This is a genomic window from Actinoplanes sp. NPDC048791 (assembly GCF_040650095.1).
GTDB lineage: Bacteria > Actinomycetota > Actinomycetes > Mycobacteriales > Micromonosporaceae > Actinoplanes.
This window is the reverse complement of record NZ_JBEZGQ010001672.1, coordinates 1-1,174: the sequence shown is the minus strand read 5'-3', so window position 1 is coordinate 1,174 and position 1,174 is coordinate 1. Positions and strand designations below refer to the sequence as shown.

Here is a 1,174-nt window from a genome sequence, read left to right as displayed (position 1 = left end):
ATCGTGCCGGCCTACAACGAGGCCGCGCTGCTGCCGGGCCTGCTGGCGGCGCTGGCGGCCCAGTCCGATCAGGACTTCACCCTGGTCGTGGTGGACAACGGCTCGACCGACGGCACGGCCGCGATCGCCGCCGCCCATCGCGGTGAGGTGTTGGTTCTGCCCGAGCCCGAGCCGGGTGCGGGCACGGCCGCCGACACCGGTTTCCGGCATGCCATCGCCGGCGGTGCGACCCGGCTGCTGCGCACCGACGCCGACTGCCTGCCGGCCCGGAACTGGGTGGCGACCGCCCGGCTGCTGCTCGACGAGGCCGACCTGGTGTGCGGGCGCAGTGTGCCGCGCCGCGACGAGGGGCCGAGTCTCGCCGAGCGGCACCTCTATCCGGCCGTCGTCCGGCTGGCCGCCCGGTATGGCCGGTGGCGGCACCGCTCCCCGGCCTACCGGTGCCCGTTCGTGCTGGTGCACGGGCACAACGTGGCGATCACCGCGGAGCTCTACGAGCGTTGCGGCGGCACCCCGCGGGAGGCCCTCGTCGACGGCGCGGAGGACGTGACGATGCTCAACCGGGCCCGGCGGCACAGTGCGCGGGTGGTGCGGGCCGAGCAGCTCGTCGTCGAGTCGAGCCTGCGCCGGCTGCGGGCCTGGGGTGCCCGCCGCACGCTGCTGTGGCACTGGGACCGGCGATACCGGCCCGCGCCGGCCGCGGTGCACGTGCGATGAGGGCACGTTCCCGGGACCGGCTGGTCTATCTCGGCAGCCATCCGATGCTGTTCGCGTTGCTCGCCGCGGGACGGCTGCGGCCGGTGCTGCGGCTGGGCGGCACGCTGCTGATCAACGACGCCGAGGCGTACACGGCCGGGCTGACCCGGATCCCGCTGGACCGCACCGCCGAGGGCACCACCGGCGGGGCCGCGGGCCGGCTCACCGGTGGTGACCTGCTGTTCGACCAGCAGGGCGACGATCATCGGCAGGCCCGGCGGGGCACGGCCGACGCGCTGGGAGCGGCCGCGGTGGCCCGGTTGCGCCCGATCTGGACGGAGGTGCTCGACCGTGGGCTCAAGCCGCTGACGGACGGCGAGACCGTTGATCTCGTACCGGTGGTGACGGAACTGGCCGGCACGACCGCGGCGGCGCTGCTCGGCCTGGAGGTGGACGGGCCCGCGCTGGCCGCGGCGGC

Annotated in this window: 1 protein-coding gene and 1 pseudogene; both read left to right on the top strand. The window is 75.6% G+C overall.

The genetic code is table 11. From position 1 onward, the window contains the following. A partial coding sequence (locus AB0C29_RS49505; protein ID WP_360835480.1) for a glycosyltransferase occupies nt 1–717 on the top strand: 717 nt, incomplete at its 5' end. After that, nucleotides 714–1,174 (top strand): annotated as a pseudogene (locus tag AB0C29_RS49500) (cytochrome P450); the annotation flags it as partial. The gene AB0C29_RS49505 and the pseudogene AB0C29_RS49500, both read left to right, overlap by 4 nt.